The following is a 15446-nucleotide window of genomic DNA, read 5'->3' as shown; positions in this document are numbered from 1 at the left end:
ACTGAACCATGATTAATTGAAGAAAGGGAGGTGCTGGTATGAGATGGTTAGCTCTTCTCATGCTCATGATATTCGTGGCGGGTTCATCACTAGGGACCTGCATGGCCCACTCAGATGACACCCTGAAGCCCTTCGTCAAGGGTAAGGCTGGGGGCGGTTTTAAGAGCTCATCAAAACATAAGATCGACTTCGATGATGAAGATTCTGGCGGTGGTGACGGTTCTCCTGGAGGAGGCTGGGTATGGCTCCTGGTTCTTGTCATTGTAATTGTTGTGATAGCTGTGCTGGTTCTTGTCTATCTGAGGCGCTGATCTAGTGACTGGATGGCTGGTGGAATCTTTGACCATTATTGATGAAGGTGGCGAGGTAGATGGTCCTTGTATTTGAGATAATAAGGAAACAACTCCCGCGGGTTTTAAAGGTCCCGGCCACCCGCATACTTCTCCTTGTCCTTGCTGTAATCATCTACGGCACAGCAGGGTTCCACTTCATAGAGGGAGAGTCATGGACTGTTTCCTTCTACTGGACCTTTGTAACCATAGCGACGGTTGGTTACGGTGACTACAGTCCCTCAACACCCCTTGGAATGTACTTCACCGTAACACTGATTGTACTTGGCATAGGAACCTTCGCGGTTGCAGTTGAAAGATTTTTAGAGTTCCTCATAAACAGGGAGCAGATGAAATTAATGGGGCTGATAGATGTGGCTAAATCAAGGCACGTGGTTATATGTGGCTGGAGTGAGAGCACACTTGAGTGCCTCAGGGAACTCCGGGGGAGTGAGGTGTTTGTGCTTGCAGAGGATGAGAACGTCAGGAAGAAGGTCCTCAAGATCGGGGCCAACTTCGTCCATGGGGACCCCACCAGGGTCTCTGACCTTGAAAAGGCCAATGTAAGGGGCGCAAGGGCGGTTATAGTGGACCTTCAATCTGATTCAGAGACCATACACTGCATACTTGGCATAAGGAAGATAGATGAATCCGTAAGGATCATAGCCGAGGCTGAGAGATATGAGAACATTGAGCAGTTAAGGATGGCGGGGGCTGATCAGGTGATATCCCCCTTTGTCATATCAGGGAGGCTGATGTCCAGGAGTATCGATGACGGCTATGAGGCAATTTTTGTACAGGATGTGCTTGCAGAGGAATCCACGAGGAGGATGGTGGAGCTTCCAGTTCCTGATGGGAGCAAACTTGAGGGAGTATCAGTGCTTGACGCCGATATCCATGAGGTGACCGGTGTCATTGTAATCGGAGTGGGACGTGGGGATGAACTCATAATAGACCCCCCCAGGGATTACTCCTTCAGGGCAGGGGATATCATACTTGGCATAGGAAAACCAGATGAGATTGAAAGGTTGAGGGAGTACATCGGGGCCTGAACTTTCAGAGGGATTTGCGGTGATTCATCAGGCCCCTACTTTCCTGGCGAGGGATGCCACAGCATTGGATATGATTTACGGTGATTCATCAGGCCAGCGTACCGGTATTCTCCTGAGGGGGTAGACAAGGACTTTTCCATTGATATCAGTGGCCAGGGTGTAGGGTATTACATTTACACCTGCTTCATGGGCCCTTCTCAGTGCCGATGAAAACTCAGGGTCCATTTCATGATTTGGAGAGAAAAAACGTGCCCCCCTCCCAAATACGAGGAATAGGACACTGCAACGGTAGCCCTCAGAGAGGGCATGTTCCAGTTCCTCAACGTGTCTCCTGCCCCTCTCTGTGGGGGCGTCAGGGAAAAGTGCAAGCTCCCCCCTGACAAGGGTGCAACCCTTAACCTCAACGAGCATCCTTTCCTTTCCAGATGTCAGCAGAAAGTCGATCCTGCTTCTACCGAAGCTGTATTCCCTTTTTTCTATTCTGAAGCCTTGAAACTCATCCACTGCTGAGGATTCTATTATGCTGGCAGCCAGGTCACTGTGGAAGCCCGAGTTTACAAGCACCCACTCATCATCCCTCCGGAGGGCTATAACATCAAACTCTGTTTTTCTGTTCCCTGCAGGGGCCCTCCTAAGTATGACATCGTTTCCAGGTATCAGAAGTTCCCTTAGCCTCCCAGGGTCCCTCAGGTGGGCGATTCGCCTCTCACCATCCACATAAACAGCGACTGTGAACCTGTTGGGCCTTTCAATGTAGTTTCCTATGAGGGGATTCTCTATGATCATTGCAACCATCCTTATATATGTAGGCTTCTAAATGAATATTAATCAATCCATGGATATGAATCATGAGGAAGGAATTTGCATCGTGGTTCAGCCTATGCGCATAACTACAGACGTTTGAGGTGAAGGAATGCATCCGAGACCCAGCCCAATAGCTGCATCACTCTACACACTCAGAGACCTTGACGCTGACGTAATAATCCTCCATGGCCCCCATGGCTGCTGCTTCAGGACAGGGAGACTCCTTGAAACCGATGGAGTCCGTGTCCTAACAACTGCAATGTCAGAGCAGGATTTCATATTTGGGGCATCTGATAAACTCACAGAGACCCTCAGGAAGGCCCATGAAATGTTCTCTCCCCGGCTTGTGGGTGTGGTGGGCACCTGTGCCAGCATGATAATCGGTGAGGACCTGAGGGAGGCTGTCCAGAGGGCAGGTATACCTGCAAGGGTCCTAACAGTTGAATCCCATGGAGGCTTCGGGGAGGGTGATAACACCGAGGGCGCCATAATAGTCCTGGAGGCAGCTGCAGAGCAGGGCATAATTCCTGAAGAAGAGGCAGAGCGCCAGATAAAGATGCTGAAACTCGCAACCGAAATTGAGAAGACAAGGGGCATGGCCCAGGGGGAATACATCCGCCCATCCTACGGTGATGATAAGGATGAGGTGGCTCTTCGGGTCATTGAATCAATAATGGAAGGTAGAAGGGTGGCATTTGTCCTCAATGCCAAGAAGGAGACATCATATCTATTCGCTGACATCCTGACCCTGCCCTTCAGTTCACTGAAACCTGATAACCCCCCCATTATAATCGCGAATCTTGATAGGGATGTTGGCCTTCCAAGGATACAGAGGCATGCAGAGAACATACTCTCAGAGATAGAGGGGTGCGGTAACAGGGTGGATCACATAACAGGTGGCCTGGACGAGTACCCAATAACCGGGGCAAGGGCTGCAGAAATTTTAAGGAATGAGAAGATAGAGTTCGCAGTCGTATCAGGGGTTCCCCATGCACTCCCAGTTGAGGAACTGGATCTTGAATCCGTTGCAGTTACCGATGGGCCCAGACTGGTGGAACCACTGAGGGGACTGGGTTACACCCATGTGGTGGCTGAACTTGATGCCCATGCAAGGACACTGGGACAGAGCAGCATAGTGGGATCTGATTTTGGAGACGCCCTTAGAAGAAACATTGAAAAGGTGATATGATGGCTGAAACAGTTGGAATGATACTCTGCGGGGGATTCGGGAAACGTCTGAGACCCCTAACCGAGAGAATACCAAAACCACTCATCGAGATAAAGGAGGGCTACACCATCCTTGATAAGCAGCTCTTTGACCTTAAAAATGCAGGTATAAACACGGTGTACCTCCTTACAGGGTTCCTGGGAGAAAAAATAGAGGAGAGATATGGTGATAACTACAAGGGACTCAGGATAGAGTATGTAAGGGAGGAAAAACCACTGGGGACGCTTAACGCCATAAGACTTGGCATGGAGGCCATAGATGGAGAGAAACAGTGCATAATAAGGAATGGGGATGTTGTGGCTGACCTTAACATAAAGAAGATGATACACCTGGGCGAGATATCAGACTACCCCATGACCATGTTCATAACCCGGATGCAGTCACCCTATGGCATAGTTGAAACCAGCGGTGATAAGATAGTAAACTTCAGGGAGAAACCCCTGCTGGACTATTACATCAACGCGGGTGTCTACTTCTCCAAGGGAAACCTCGACTTCGGTGACTTTGAGTCAGGGGACATCGAAAAGACACTCTTCCCACTCATGGCAAAGGAGAACAAACTGGGCTACTACAGGGAGGACGGCCTCTTCTGGATGGCCATCGACACCTCCAAGGAACTTGAGGAGATAAGGAAGGAGTACCGTAACAGGGAGGACAAGCCATGGGGCTATGAGAAGGTCCTCATAAACACCGAGAAGTACCTCACAAAGGAGCTATTCATAAGGGAGGGATACAGGACATCCTTCCATTACCACGAGGAGAAGGATGAGACCATGTACATAATCTCAGGTTCAGGTTACATAGAATTTGATAACAGGAAGGAGTACTTCAGCAAGAACGACACCATCCGCATAGAGCCAGGGGAGAAGCACTCCATAGTGGCAATGGAGAACACGGTACTACATGAGGTATCAACACCTCACCTAAACGACACCGTGAGGGTCCAGGATTACTATACAAGGTGAGATCTCTTGATAGCCATCATAGACTATGGAAGCGGAAACCTGAGGAGCATAGCCAATGCCTTCAGGAGGATAGGGGCAGATGTCTGCGTAACATCAGATCCACAGATCCTTGATTCGGCTGACGCACTCTTACTCCCTGGTGTCGGTGCCTTTGGAAGTGCGATGGCCAGACTCGAGGGCCTGAGGGAAACCATACTCGGGAACATCAGGGAGGGGAAACCCTTCCTGGGGATATGCCTGGGGCTACAGGTCCTCCTTTCAGAGAGCCAGGAATCTCCAGGTGTCCAGGGACTTAACATGATACCTGGAAGGGTCATAAGGATACCACCAGGCAATAAGGTCCCCCATATGGGCTGGAACCAGCTAATAATCGCGGAGGACTCACCCCTCCTTGAGGGTGCTGAGGATGAGTACTTCTACTTCGTCCACTCCTACTATGCTGAACCTTCGGCTGATGTGGTCACTGCAAGGACAGAGTACGGTGTTGAGATGACAGCGGCCATCGAATCCGATAATATCCATGCAACCCAGTTCCACCCCGAAAAGAGCGGGGAGGCAGGTCTGGATGTTCTAAGAAACTTTGTAGAGATAATCAGGGCATGAGAGATCAGTGAGATGGTGAAAAAATGGATATAGAGGGATTTGTAAGGAGAAAAATTGATTCCATGGATGAAAAGTCGCTCAGGAACATACTGGCAGACCGTATACTGGAATTCAAGGATATGGACAGGGAAACATCCATAAGGATGGCGGATGCGGTTATCTATGAGGTTAAGAATACCCTTAAAACTGGCGGAGTGGATGATGACCTCCGGACCATAATATCATACCCCTCTGCAGGGGTTGGAATGGGTGAGATGGGGGTAGGATCCCGGGGTGAGGGCGACTTCTTCGTCCACAGGAGGATCGCAGATATCGTTTCAAGTACAGGTACACGTTCATTCATAAACCCTGAGGCACAGGATGATGGTGGAGTCGTAAGGACTCAAACAGAAAGCGGAGACGTATACATAACAACTGCAGTGGATGGTATACACTCACGACTCAGTGAGTACCCCTTCCTTGGGGGGTTCCATGTGACAAGGGCAGCCCTGAGGGATGTGTGCGTGATGGGTTCAAGGCCCGTGGCCCTCATAAGCGACCTCCACCTTGCCGATGATGGTGACGTCGGTAAACTATTTGACTTCACTGCGGGGGTTGCAGCAGTATCAGAACTTGTTGAAGTTCCTGTGGTCGCCGGGAGCACCCTGAGGGTCGGGGGTGACATGGTCCTCGGCGACAGGCTCGTCAGTGCAGTCGGGGCCATAGGTTTTTCAGAGACACCCCCCACAGCCAGGAGGCGGGCAGAGCCCGGAGACAGCATACTCCTCACTGAGGGATCAGGGGGAGGGACTATAACCACAACCGCAATATACCATGGACTTTTCGATGTTGTATGGGAGACCCTTGACGTGAATTTCATAAGGGCATCTGAGGCCATAATGGATTCAGGGCTCCTGGAGGATGTCCATGCAATGACTGACGTTACAAATGGTGGTCTTAGGGGCGACGCCCATGAGATATCCTCAACAGCAGGGGTTGGACTGGAATTCGATGCCGATGCAGTCATGTCCATGATAAACCCCCGTGTCCTTGGGATGCTCCAGGACCTTGACATTGACCCCCTGGGGGTCTCCATAGACTCACTCATGATAATAGCCCCCGATGATGTGGCCCCGGAGGTTATGGACACCATAAGGGGTGCGGGTGTTGATGTTGCAGAGGTTGGTAGGGTCACAGACTCAGGGGTCCCGGTTCTCCTGAGGGATGGTTCAGAGGAGGAACTCAGGCCACTCTTCCGTGAGGCGGCATACACCCAGATAAAGAAGATGGTGGGTGATAGAAGACCCGGGGACTTTGAGGAGATGAAGAGGAAGGTTGAGGATGCTGCAAGGCGTGCCATAGAAAAGAAGGACATGGTGGTCCGGATGATCTCCAGGGAATAGATTTTAAAGGATATTTAGAATGGCCTTAAGGGATATGATGGATGATGGAGGTTACATATCAACAATCGACGCTGTTCTTGCACTCACAGTGGTCTTCATAATAACAGCATCTCTCATCAACACAGAACCCCCTGTTGTGACACATGAGTCTCCGGTGGCAGGGGATGTTCTTGATGTCATGGCAGCCTATCCATCCGGTGAAAGTATACTGGATGGGCTTGCAGAGTCCCCTGACCCGACCATGGCATCGGATTTCCTCAACAGGACCCTTGAGGGAATGGACTACAATCTCACATTGGACAGCGGGTCAGGTGAGGTTACCGTGGCATCCCGGGGCTCAATGGAGGATGCAGAGGAAATTGATGTGGCTGTGAGGTCAAGGGGTAACGTCACCTTCAGACTCTATCTATGGAGATCCTGATGCAAAACTTAAATACCGGCATGGAAAATTATTAATATAGGGTGCTATAGACTATCCTTCACTCTCATTTTGCCCTGATAGTGTAGCGGATATCACGTAGGACTGCGGATCCTATTACCCGGGTTCAAGTCCCGGTCAGGGCACTCTCTTTACATTAAGGGTGGGCAATGATCTTTTTTTAAGGGTGAAGCGGCGGATTACCTTCTCTTGGTGCTGACCTTGCTCTATTTAACAGGGTTGTTGGATCCTGGAGCCGCTGGTTGTCAATGGAATGAGAGCTTAAGGGCATGTGTTCCTTCAGGTGCCCATCAATAAATCTTTATTCCATGGACTACAATCTATACTATGGAGATGGTGGTTGTTATGGGGAATTACTTCAATCCTGAAATAGAGACCATGGAACGCGGCGAACTCGACGCCCTTGTGGAGGAGAGAATAAGGTACACGGTTAACTATGCATATGAGAACTCTCCATTCTACAGCAAATGGTTCAGGGAGAACAATATTAAGCCCTCAGATATAAGGAGCCATGAGGACCTCCGGGATCTCCCGATAATAAGTGGTGAAACAGTAAGAAAAAATCAACCACCTGAAAAGGAGAGATTTGAATTCAAATGCGCCCCATGGGAGGATATCTACACAATACATGAGACCAGCGGCACCAGCGGAAGACCAAAGTCCTTCTTCCTAACATGGGAGGACTGGCAGAGGTACGCAGAGAAGTATGCAAGGTCCTTTGTATCCCAGGGATTTGAAGCAGGTGACAGGGTCGTCGTATGCGCATCCTACGGGATGAATGTCGGGGCCAACACAATGACACTGGCGGCACAGAAGATAGGGATGACAATAATACCTGAGGGCAAATGCACCTTCCCTGTGAGGATAATGGAGAACTATCGGCCAACAGGGATAGTTGCAAATGTATTCAAACTGCTGAGGCTCGCAAGGCGAATGAAGGAGCAGGGAATTGATCCCAGGGAGTCAAGCATAAAGAGGCTGGTTGTGGGCGGTGAAAGCTTCGCCCCCGAATCAAGGGCATACGTTGAGGAAATCTGGGGTGTTGATGTCTACAACACATATGGAAGCACCGAGGGTACCATGTGCGGGGAATGCCACATCAAGGAGGGCCTCCACGTCCCAGAGGACCTTGTCCACCTGGACGTCTATGACCCCAACCTCCGGGACTTCGTTGATGATGGGGAATGCGGCAGGATAGTCCTGACAACACTGCTACCGGTTGGTGAGAGGACAGGCACGCTCCTCCTCAACTATGACACCGAGGACACCACTGTGGTAATATCGAGGGATACCTGCAGATGTGGAAGGACACACATGAGAATAATGAACCCTGAAAGGGAGGCAGAGACCTTCTGGATCTCCGGTCATCCATTCAACCGGGTTGACGTTGAGGCAGCGGTTTTCCAGAGGGAGAACATGGATTACCTTACAGGAGAATATGAGGCCTTCCTCTACGGGGACGAGGATGAGGGCACCGTCACCATGAGGGTCTCCCTTGAATGTGAGGATCCAGGAAACTGTGCCAAGGAGATAATCCAGGAGAACTTTATAAGGGCCTTCTTCAAATATAAGAAGGACCTCTATGATGCCTACCTTGAGGGAACATTTGAGATAGTATTCAACTTCGTCGGGCCCGGAGAACTCGAATTTTATAAGGTTAAGGGCAGGCCAAAGCGTATAGTGGATAGGCGTTAGCATCTCTAAGGCAGGCCTGCTTGAGGTGCTGGAGACTCTGGTTTAAGGCAGCCAGTATTATAATAGATAAGTTTTAACCAATGAGGCTCCTGTTCGGGGCACTGAATTCACATAAATTATGGAGTTTAATGATGCTGAATGCGGAAACATATGTTACATCAACACCGGGTACCGGTGGCAGGATAAGATTACATAACAGGGACTTCGAGGTGGAGGAGATACCCCTCACAGAGCCCAGTGGCAGCGGCCCCAACACATGGATATGGATAGAGAAGGAGGGCAGGACAACCCTTGACGTCCTCCTGGACATTGCAAGGGAACTACACCTTGACAGGAGAAGGATGGGATTCGCCGGCATGAAGGATAAGAGGGCCGTCACCAGACAGTGGATATGTGTGAGCAACACAACACCCGAAGAGGTTAAGGCAATAGAGGAGAGGCTGAGAGGCGTTAAATTCCTCAGGGTCACAGCAAATGAGAAGAAACTCAGGATGGGCCAGCTAAGGGGCAACCGCTTCAGGATCCTTATAAGGGACACTGAGATCCCTGAACCCCTTGAGGCTGCCAGGGCGACCCTGGAGGAGCTCGAGGAGAAGGGTGTCCCCAACTACTATGGCTGGCAGCGTTTCGGGAGCCCAAGGGCAAACACCCACCTTGTTGGTCGGGCCCTTGTCCATGGCGACATAAAGGGCGCGGTTGACGCCTACATAGGAAATCCCCTTGAGGGTGAATCAGAGAGGGTTTCAGAGGCCAGGAGGGCCTATGACAGGGGCGACCTCGAGGAGGCATACGAGCTCATGCCCTCATCAATGAGGTATGAGAGGATGATGCTAAGACCCATGCTGAGGGATCTACGGAGGGGTGAGTTCTCAGATGAATCCTATGTGAGGGCCATCCATGCACTTCCAAAACCCCTCAAGAGGATGTTCGTCCACGCCTACCAGTCATACCTCTTCAACCGGGCAGTAAGTGAGAGGGCCGCCCTTGGCATAGACACCTACATCAAGGGGGATATAGTCATTGATAATGAGCAGCACATAATACATGACACTGATCCTGATGAACTGGAGGAGCTGATCCTCAACTTTGAGGCCCATCCGACGGCACCACTCTATGGCAGCAAGGTCCCCCTCGCCGGTGGCAGGCCCGGTGAGATTGAGAGAAGGATAATCGAGGACGAGGGAGTATCCCTCGAGGACTTTAACTCCATAAGGGTCCCCAAACTGGGAAGTCACGGCATGAGGAGGGCGATACGCTTCAGGATATGGGACGTGGATGCCCATGAGAGCCAGGAGGGCCTTACAGTTGAATTCTCAATACCCAGGGGATGCTATGCAACCTCTGTCCTGAGGGAGATCATGAAGAAGAACGTTGCCTAGGCCTTTATGTTGATTTCACGGTTTAATGAAGGGATACCAGTGCATCATGATCATGTCTCTCGCTGAATAATGAAAGTTTATGGAGATGATCCGGTGGAAGTTAAGTGCAGAGTTATATCACGCGGAAGGGGAAGAGGTCCCCTTCTAGTATCAGATGAACCATTGAGCTTTCTGGGAGGGGTTGACCCCAGCACAGGGGAGGTTATTGATAGAAAACATCCGCTCCATGGTAGGAGCATGAGGGGAAAGGTTATCCTCATACCCGGCGGTAAGGGCTCCACAGTGGGGTCCTATGTCATATACCAGATGGCCAGGAATGGAACAGCCCCTGCCGCCATAATATGCCTGAATGCCGAGCCAATAATCGCAACAGGGGCCATAATGGCCGGTATACCCATGGTGGACAGACCATCAGAGGACCTCCTCGGTGTCATGGAGGATTCAATGGAGGTTGAGGTGGATGCCGAGGAGGGAAAAATCAGGTTCTAATCCCTGAGGGATCTCAGTAAGCTACCGGCACTCCCACCAATGAATCCAAGACTCATATCACCTGCGAGGGCATATATGAGTATTGAGAGGATGGCCACGTTCATGATGCCAGTTTTGATGTAGACCATTAAGATGTTCAGGATACCAATGGAGGCCCCCATGATAACGCCGTTCATGGCACCGTTCAGGTAATCCTTATCAGCAATGTAACCGCAGCCCACAGAGGCCAGGAGGATAGAAAGCACACCCATCCATGATGGGATCAGCAATCTGAGGATGGGTCCAAGTATAACAGTAAGGATGATACCAGAAACAACTGCCTTCCAGTTAAATTTGATCTCCATCATCTATCACCATCAATAATAATTTTTGATGGATTATATAATTTATGGCGTTTCCCTTAAGAGAATGGAACCTCTGGCTGGGATTTTAGATCAGGGATTTTTTGAGTGTTGAAGGGGATGCATTTATGCTTACTGATAATCCTAAATCATCATATAAATGGTTACCAGTCTTCCTGATTGTCTGGTTAACAGTACTCCTCAGCTCCCACCCCAGGTTGACCTTCAAGCTCCTTGCTGGACTGTTTTTCTCTACCCTGTTAATCATCTATAAACCTGAGGGTCTCCTTGAAGGCTACAAAAGGAGGATATTCATCCTGACACTCATATTATATCCCCCCGCCGAATTTGCACTGAAACTTCTGGCATCATTGGCTCCCCTGGCAGTGAACATGGCGGAACACTTTACTGCGGGCCTTGTGGTGTCAGTTTATCTTTCAACACTCCTACACGGCACCCTACGGAAGCTGGGCCACTGGGAGAGGTTAGTCTTCACGGTATCAGTAGCAGTCTTCTTATGTCTCCTCTATGAAATCACAGGGTTTTTAATCTACTATGAGCCAACTGCAGCCCTCTACTCAGACACGATGAGGGACCTCTCAATGAACATGGCCGGAGCTGTAATGGCAGCTACCCTGTTATCTAACTACGAGGCAAAATCAGGAATATAGGGGGTGCAATGCTGGCTGGAACCAGCAGTTAAGTTTAGGGAGTTATCATGGGAATGATGGGGGTATGGGGTCTGGTCCGGGTCCCGGGCCTGAGCTATTATTCACCGGGGGATTATCTGAGGCACTTCCAGCATCTGTACTGCCCCTTACCTCCTTGGTGTCCTGGGCAGAGTTCAGACTGCTCCTCTGGAAGTATGACCTGTAGATTACCAGTGCCAGTATAGCAATCACCACTATGGCCCCAAATAGGAGTATATACTCTGAGGATGACTGACCAGATTCATCCAATAAAAAGGAGTCAGGAAACATATCATTCACTTCCCCTAAATATATAGGTTTCAGCGCAATATATAATTTTTTACATGATTGAAGATGAACATTCAAGGTCTTTTCAGGGGTTATTCCATGAGATTTGCGGTCAGGGGTGAATTACTGGACATTTATTCCGGGGAGCATGATAGAAGGTACGTGGTTGTTGAAAACGGCAGGATAAAATCCATTGAGAGTAAGATCAGTGACCTTGAGATTATTGATGCCTCCGATAATTTCATTCTCCCGGGCTTCATTGACCTCCACACCCATCTAATGGAGGATGGATTCAGGACAGAGAGCAAACTTGAGGATCCACTCTCACTCTACTTCTACCGGGCCCTTGAGAATATGAGGGCCACCCTGCAGGCAGGTGTTACAACGGTAAGGGACGCGGGTCTTGCAGACCTCGGTGTTAAGATGGCCTCCGACCGGCACATCATCCAGGCGCCCAGGATGCAGATAAGCGTCACACCCCTCTCGATCACAGGGGGCCACTTCGACTTTCACACACGTTCCGGACTCAACATTGAAAGGAGATACAGGGGTCTCCCTTCAGGTATCTGTGATGGGGTCCCATCTGTGAGGAAGAAGACGAGGGAGGTCCTGAGGGCAGGGGCGGATGTTGTGAAGGTAATGGCAACTGGTGGAGTCATGAGCAGCACAGACAGACCATCAGACACCCAGTTCACACCGTCAGAACTTGCAGCCATAGTTGAGGAGGCATCATTCAGGGGTAAAAGGGTCATGGTCCATGCCCATGGTCTCCAGGGGATAAAGAATTCCATAAAGGCAGGTGTTCATTCAGTTGAACATGGAACCTACCTGGATAAAAGGACCGCCAGGTTGATGGCTGAAAGGGGTGTCTACCTGGTGCCAACATTCCTGGTAACCCGCCTCAACAATGAAAAGGCCATGAGGGGAGAACTGGCAGAATACAGCCGCAGGGACGCCATTGAGGTGGCAGGAGTCCACAGGGAGAACATGGAGATGGCCTACAATGAGGGTGTGCGGATGGTTATGGGCACAGACTCAGGCGTTGTTGAGCATGGAATGAACCTCCTTGAATTGTCCTACCTTACAGAGACAGGTATGGAACCACTGGAAGCCATAAGGGCTGGAACCATAAATGCAGCAGAATGTATGGGGTGGGAGGACAGGATAGGTTCAATAGAAAAGGGTAAAATTGCAGATATTGTTGTAACTGAGGTGAATCCCGTGGAGGAGATAGATGAACTCTCCAGGCCCCTGAACATACTCCTGGTTGTAAGGGATGGTATAATCTACAGGGATGACCTGGTCTCGTGATTGGCCGAAGTTACAGGTCTTGAATCATGGATCTGGCGGAATGTAAATGAAAAGAATAACGATAAGGATAGGTGGAATGGGGTGCGCCGCATGCGCCCTAAAGATCGAGGAGGCCCTCAAAGGACTTGATGGTGTCAGTGACGCCACAGTAAACCTTGTTGAGGGAAAAGTTTCCATTGAATACGACCCTGGAAGGGTGGAACTCTCCGACATGGAGGCCACAATTGAGGATGCCGGCTACACTGTACTCAACGAGAACATAGCCATGGCTGTGGGTGGTATGAGCTGCGTGATGTGCGCACAGAAAATAGAATCTGCCCTTAGGGAACTTGAGGGTGTGAGCAGCGCCACAGTCAACCTTGCAGCTGAAAAGGCCTACATATCATATAACCCCTCCCTGACCTCGGTGGAGGACCTCAGAAGGACCGTGGAGGGTCTGGGATACACCGTCACGGGCCTGGAGGGTGAAGAGGTCAGGGAGGACCTTAAACCAGAACTTAGAAGGATAATTGTGGGGTTCGGGGTTTCAGTTCCCCTCATGGCAGCGATGTACCTCGGTTTACACCCCCCCGGAGGGGGTGTATTCATACTCCTCGTTTCAATCATACCCTTCATCTATGTCTCAGGACCAATATTCAGGGGTGCTCTCAGATCACTTAGATCAGGGACACTTGACATGGATGTAATGTACTCAATGGGTATAGGTGTGGCATTCCTTTCAAGCATCCTTGGCACCTCAGGGATTCTCCCCTCCGATTTCATGTTCTATGACACCGCACTGATGCTGGCATCCTTCCTCACCCTAGGAAGGTACCTGGAGGCACGTGCCAGGGGTAAAACATCAGAGGCCGTCAGGAGACTCATGGAACTCCAGCCAGACACCGCCACGGTCCTAAGGGACGGCAGGGAAGTTGAGGTGAGGATCCATGACATAGAGGTGGGTGATGAGGTCATCGTGAGGCCCGGGGACAGGGTACCGGCTGATGGAAGGGTCATGGAGGGATCATCCTACGTGGATGAATCCATGATAACAGGCGAGCCCCTCCCTGTCCTTAAAAAACCTGGATCAGAGGTTGTTGCAGGAACAATAAACACCGATGGCATCCTGAGGTTCGGGGTTGAACGAACCGGTGATGAAACCTTCCTTTCAGGGATAATAAGACTGGTTGAAGGGGCCCAGGCATCAAAGCCACCCATCCAGAGGATTGCTGACAGGGTAGTATCCTACTTCATACCCGCGGTTCTGCTTGTCGCAACATCAGCTTTTCTGTTCTGGTACCTTGTTGAGGGCGCCGGGCTCCTGATATCCCTCACGGTCCTCATATCTGTACTTGTGGTGGCCTGCCCATGCGCACTGGGCCTTGCAACCCCAACCGCTGTCACGGCAGGTATAGGGAGGGGGGCTGAACTTGGAATACTCATAAAGAAGGGTGAGGCCCTTGAGTTGTCCGACAGGATATCCTGTGTGATCTTCGATAAGACAGGCACCCTGACACGTGGAAGGCCCAGGGTCACAGACATTGTTGGTGATGTGCTTGGACTGGCAGCAGCCCTTGAAAGAAAATCCAGGCACCCAATAGCAGCTGCAGTAACTGAGAGGGCTGAGGAGGAGGGTGTTGATGTTCCTGAGGCTGAGGAATTCAGGGCCATACCCGGCATGGGCCTTGAGGGGAGGGTGAAATCGCACCATGTACTTGCAGGTAACCGGGCCCTCATGGAGAGATACGGCATCCCCATCGACCGCTGGGACCCTGAAAAATTTGAATCAGATGGCAAGACCGTGGTCATAGTCGCAGTCGATGGGGAGGTGAAGGGAATCATAGCAGTCTCCGATGAGATAAAGGAGGGTTCAGCGCTGGCTGTCCGGGAACTGGATAGGATGGGGATAGGTACTGCAATGATAACCGGAGATAACAGGAATACTGCGGAGGCAGTGGCCCGTGAGGTTGGGATAGATACAGTGATTGCAGGGGTCCTCCCCGGGGATAAGGCGGCAAGGGTGGCTGAATTCAGGGATGGGGGTGAAGGGGTTGCCTTTGTGGGCGACGGTATAAACGATGCACCTGCACTTGCAGAGGCAGACCTGGGGGTGGCTGTTGGTAGCGGAACAGACATAGCAAGGGAGGCCGGTGAGGTTGTCCTCATGGGGGATGACCCCCTTGATGTTCCAGCGGCCCTACAGCTTGCAGGGAAGGTCATATCAAGGATCCGGCAGAACATCTTCTGGGCCTTCGCCTACAACGTTGTTCTGATACCACTGGCTGCCGGGGCCCTCTACCCCCTGGGGATTGTGTTCCGACCGGAATACGCGGGCATGGCCATGGCCCTCAGTTCAGTGACCGTGGTGTCCCTTTCACTCACCCTCAGGGGGTACACACCACCTGCAAGAAGGTTGAGGGAGGGGCAGTGAGAAGCTTAATCATGATTTCGAAGTATCTGGAACGCAAACTGT

Annotated in this window: 15 protein-coding genes, 1 tRNA gene and 1 pseudogene; 14 read left to right on the top strand and 3 right to left on the bottom strand. The window is 50.8% G+C overall.

The features are described from left to right. The first annotated feature begins 38 nt into the window (after positions 1 to 38). On the top strand, positions 39 to 311 hold the full coding sequence (locus DNK57_RS03650) for a hypothetical protein (RefSeq protein ID WP_192961683.1): 273 nt from the start codon (positions 39 to 41) through the stop codon (positions 309 to 311). A 59-nt stretch (positions 312 to 370) separates the two neighbouring features. Beyond that, positions 371 to 1381 (top strand): calcium-gated potassium channel MthK, encoded by a 1011-nt coding sequence (gene mthK / locus DNK57_RS03645; RefSeq protein ID WP_192961682.1) that lies wholly within the window; start codon positions 371 to 373, stop codon positions 1379 to 1381. A 75-nt stretch (positions 1382 to 1456) separates the two neighbouring features. Here the strand turns inward: mthK and sfsA are convergent, their stop codons facing one another. Next, positions 1457 to 2167, bottom strand: a complete 711-nt coding sequence (gene sfsA, locus DNK57_RS03640) for a DNA/RNA nuclease SfsA (RefSeq protein ID WP_192961681.1) — start codon at positions 2165 to 2167, stop codon at positions 1457 to 1459. Between the two features lie 127 nt (positions 2168 to 2294). Here sfsA and cfbD point away from each other — a divergent pair, with 127 nt between their 5' ends. From cfbD to DNK57_RS03595, 9 genes are all read left to right on the top strand, one after another. Continuing rightward, the gene (gene cfbD, locus DNK57_RS03635) at positions 2295 to 3374 is read left to right on the top strand and encodes a Ni-sirohydrochlorin a,c-diamide reductive cyclase catalytic subunit (protein ID WP_192961680.1); all 1080 of its coding nucleotides are present in this window, start codon (positions 2295 to 2297) and stop codon (positions 3372 to 3374) included. Further along, positions 3374 to 4378, top strand: coding sequence for a sugar phosphate nucleotidyltransferase (locus DNK57_RS03630; RefSeq protein WP_192961679.1), 1005 nt, complete (start codon positions 3374 to 3376; stop codon positions 4376 to 4378). The genes cfbD and DNK57_RS03630 overlap by 1 nt, the downstream gene beginning before the upstream one ends. Positions 4379 to 4384: 6 nt before the next feature. Further along, positions 4385 to 4981, top strand: a complete 597-nt coding sequence (gene hisH, locus DNK57_RS03625) for an imidazole glycerol phosphate synthase subunit HisH (protein ID WP_192961678.1) — start codon at positions 4385 to 4387, stop codon at positions 4979 to 4981. A 23-nt stretch (positions 4982 to 5004) separates the two neighbouring features. Further along, the gene (locus DNK57_RS03620; RefSeq protein WP_192961677.1) at positions 5005 to 6363 is read left to right on the top strand and encodes an AIR synthase-related protein; all 1359 of its coding nucleotides are present in this window, start codon (positions 5005 to 5007) and stop codon (positions 6361 to 6363) included. Between the two features lie 19 nt (positions 6364 to 6382). Further along, on the top strand, positions 6383 to 6784 hold the full coding sequence (locus DNK57_RS03615; protein WP_226891031.1) for a hypothetical protein: 402 nt from the start codon (positions 6383 to 6385) through the stop codon (positions 6782 to 6784). Positions 6785 to 6855: 71 nt separating this feature from the next. Next, positions 6856 to 6927, top strand: a tRNA-Arg gene (locus DNK57_RS03610). Positions 6928 to 7147: 220 nt separating this feature from the next. Beyond that, positions 7148 to 8497, top strand: coding sequence for a coenzyme F390 synthetase (gene ftsA, locus DNK57_RS03605; RefSeq protein WP_192961675.1), 1350 nt, complete (start codon positions 7148 to 7150; stop codon positions 8495 to 8497). A gap of 131 nt (positions 8498 to 8628) precedes the next feature. Further along, positions 8629 to 9876: a tRNA pseudouridine(13) synthase TruD gene (gene truD / locus DNK57_RS03600; RefSeq protein WP_192961674.1), complete on the top strand. Its 1248-nt coding sequence runs from the start codon at positions 8629 to 8631 to the stop codon at positions 9874 to 9876. 69 nt (positions 9877 to 9945) lie between these two features. Beyond that, a complete protein-coding gene (locus DNK57_RS03595; protein WP_192961673.1) occupies positions 9946 to 10365 on the top strand; it encodes a DUF126 domain-containing protein in 420 nt (139 codons plus the stop codon). On the opposite strand, the gene DNK57_RS03590 is transcribed toward DNK57_RS03595, so the two are convergent. Continuing rightward, positions 10362 to 10709 carry a DUF5518 domain-containing protein gene (locus DNK57_RS03590; RefSeq protein WP_226891030.1) on the bottom strand — a complete coding sequence of 116 codons (348 nt, stop codon included), beginning with the start codon at positions 10707 to 10709 and terminating at the stop codon, positions 10362 to 10364. The genes DNK57_RS03595 and DNK57_RS03590 overlap by 4 nt on opposite strands. A 125-nt stretch (positions 10710 to 10834) precedes the next feature. On the opposite strand from DNK57_RS03590, the gene DNK57_RS03585 reads away from it, so the two are divergent. Further along, complete coding sequence (locus DNK57_RS03585; protein ID WP_192961671.1) at positions 10835 to 11377, top strand: hypothetical protein; 543 nt, start codon at positions 10835 to 10837, stop codon at positions 11375 to 11377. A gap of 144 nt (positions 11378 to 11521) precedes the next feature. Here the strand turns inward: DNK57_RS03585 and DNK57_RS03580 are convergent. Next, positions 11522 to 11686 (bottom strand): annotated as a pseudogene (locus DNK57_RS03580) (Flp family type IVb pilin); the annotation flags it as partial. A gap of 96 nt (positions 11687 to 11782) precedes the next feature. Here DNK57_RS03580 and DNK57_RS03575 point away from each other — a divergent pair. Both DNK57_RS03575 and DNK57_RS03570 read left to right on the top strand, forming a co-directional pair. Further along, positions 11783 to 12994 carry a metal-dependent hydrolase family protein gene (locus DNK57_RS03575; RefSeq protein ID WP_192961670.1) on the top strand — a complete coding sequence of 404 codons (1212 nt, stop codon included), beginning with the start codon at positions 11783 to 11785 and terminating at the stop codon, positions 12992 to 12994. Positions 12995 to 13040: 46 nt separating this feature from the next. Further along, the gene (locus DNK57_RS03570) at positions 13041 to 15404 is read left to right on the top strand and encodes a heavy metal translocating P-type ATPase (protein ID WP_192961669.1); all 2364 of its coding nucleotides are present in this window, start codon (positions 13041 to 13043) and stop codon (positions 15402 to 15404) included. Positions 15405 to 15446: the final 42 nt, after the last annotated feature.

Source organism: Methanothermobacter thermautotrophicus (assembly GCF_014889545.1).
In the GTDB taxonomy this organism is placed as follows: Archaea; Methanobacteriota; Methanobacteria; order Methanobacteriales; family Methanothermobacteraceae; genus Methanothermobacter; species Methanothermobacter thermautotrophicus_A.
The sequence above is the reverse complement of the archived record's forward strand: the minus strand, read 5'-3'. Positions and strand labels throughout refer to the sequence as shown.

Bases quoted from the DNA above. Each gene is read 5' to 3' on its own strand.
- DNK57_RS03650 (WP_192961683.1), top strand. From the start codon at position 39: ATGAGATGGTTAGCTCTTCTCATGCTCATGATATTCGTGGCGGGTTCA.
- mthK (WP_192961682.1), top strand. From the start codon at position 371: ATGGTCCTTGTATTTGAGATAATAAGGAAACAACTCCCGCGGGTTTTA.
- sfsA (WP_192961681.1), bottom strand. From the start codon at position 2,167: ATGATCATAGAGAATCCCCTCATAGGAAACTACATTGAAAGGCCCAAC.
- cfbD (WP_192961680.1), top strand. From the start codon at position 2,295: ATGCATCCGAGACCCAGCCCAATAGCTGCATCACTCTACACACTCAGA.
- DNK57_RS03630 (WP_192961679.1), top strand. From the start codon at position 3,374: ATGGCTGAAACAGTTGGAATGATACTCTGCGGGGGATTCGGGAAACGT.
- DNK57_RS03620 (WP_192961677.1), top strand. From the start codon at position 5,005: ATGGATATAGAGGGATTTGTAAGGAGAAAAATTGATTCCATGGATGAA.
- DNK57_RS03615 (WP_226891031.1), top strand. From the start codon at position 6,383: ATGGCCTTAAGGGATATGATGGATGATGGAGGTTACATATCAACAATC.
- ftsA (WP_192961675.1), top strand. From the start codon at position 7,148: ATGGGGAATTACTTCAATCCTGAAATAGAGACCATGGAACGCGGCGAA.
- truD (WP_192961674.1), top strand. From the start codon at position 8,629: ATGCTGAATGCGGAAACATATGTTACATCAACACCGGGTACCGGTGGC.
- DNK57_RS03595 (WP_192961673.1), top strand. From the start codon at position 9,946: ATGAAAGTTTATGGAGATGATCCGGTGGAAGTTAAGTGCAGAGTTATA.
- DNK57_RS03590 (WP_226891030.1), bottom strand. From the start codon at position 10,709: ATGGAGATCAAATTTAACTGGAAGGCAGTTGTTTCTGGTATCATCCTT.
- DNK57_RS03585 (WP_192961671.1), top strand. From the start codon at position 10,835: ATGCTTACTGATAATCCTAAATCATCATATAAATGGTTACCAGTCTTC.
- DNK57_RS03575 (WP_192961670.1), top strand. From the start codon at position 11,783: ATGAGATTTGCGGTCAGGGGTGAATTACTGGACATTTATTCCGGGGAG.
- DNK57_RS03570 (WP_192961669.1), top strand. From the start codon at position 13,041: ATGAAAAGAATAACGATAAGGATAGGTGGAATGGGGTGCGCCGCATGC.